Genomic DNA, 1,157 nt, shown 5'->3' with positions numbered 1-1,157 from the left:
GAAGTGAGAGAAAAAACACTTGTTACTATTAGCATCTCTGATAATGGTATGGGGATGAATGAAGAAGTACAGGAACAAATATTTGACCCTTTATTTACTACAAAACCTGTAGGTAAAGGCACTGGTATTGGGTTAACAATTAGTTATCAAATTGTGGTAGAAAAACATGGCGGTAGTATTTTTTATAATTCTAAATTACGAGAGGGAAGTAAGTTTGTAATTGAGATTCCTATTCACGAAGAGCAATCTGAAACACGTCTAGAGAAAGCCGAACGGCAAGCCGAAAAATTGGCAGCAGATTTGCGGGAATTAGGCATAGATCCAGACCAAAATGCGATTGTAAAAATTGCGCTTAAACAAGCAGATGAAATAGTAAAATTAAATTCTGCATTGCAAAAGTCAGAAGCAAGAGAGAGAGAAAAATCGACTGAAGCAAGGGAGAGAGAAAAATCGGCTGAATTAGAAGAAACACTAAGAAAATTAGAATTCGCTAAAACACAATTAATCAAAAGTGAACAAACGTCAAGGGACGGGCAGTTAATAGTAGGTATTGCCCCTGAAATTAAGAACCAGATTAATTTTATATATGCCAAGATTCCCGCTGTAAATACTTACTTCAATGACCTAATGAAGTTGATTAAACTATATCAAAAATATTACAATCTATCTGTGGCAGAGATTCAACAGGAAATTGAAGAAATTGAAGAAATAGAGATATAATTTCTTATGGAAGACTTATCTAAACTTTTAAAATCTATCAAGATAGGTGCAAATCGCATTCGTGAAATTGTCTGGTCATTACGCTATTTTTCTCGCATTGATTATGAAGAAATGTATTTAGTTAATATTCACGAGAACATAGATAACATTTTACCAATACTTAATCATCGACTTTTTATATATGGGCAAAAGATTAGTTTAATTAAGGAATATGGTAATGTACCTCTGATAGATTGTTATGTGGGTAAATTAAACCAAGTATTTATGAAGATCCTGGAAAATGCAATTGATGCTCTGGAAGAAGCACAAGCAAAAGGGAAATTTTCTCAATCAAATGAATCGGAAATTCCCACAATTAAAATTAAAACAGAAGTGAGAGAAAAAACACTTTTTACTATTAGCATCTCTGATAATGGTATGGGTATGACAGAAGAAGT

The 1,157-nt window shown here is 32.9% G+C and carries 2 protein-coding genes; both read left to right on the top strand.

From position 1 onward, the window contains the following. Positions 1-720: ATP-binding protein (locus tag F6K40_RS40390; protein WP_293146019.1), on the top strand; the 720-nt coding region annotated here is incomplete at its 5' end. Positions 721-726: 6 nt separating this feature from the next. Continuing rightward, positions 727-1,157, top strand: a 431-nt coding sequence (locus F6K40_RS40385; protein WP_375340640.1) for a sensor histidine kinase, incomplete at its 3' end; no start/stop codon positions are given.

It is taken from the genome of Okeania sp. SIO3I5, from assembly GCF_010672085.1.
Lineage (GTDB): Bacteria > Cyanobacteriota > Cyanobacteriia > Cyanobacteriales > Microcoleaceae > Trichodesmium.
This window is presented reverse-complemented; position numbering and strand designations above follow the sequence as displayed.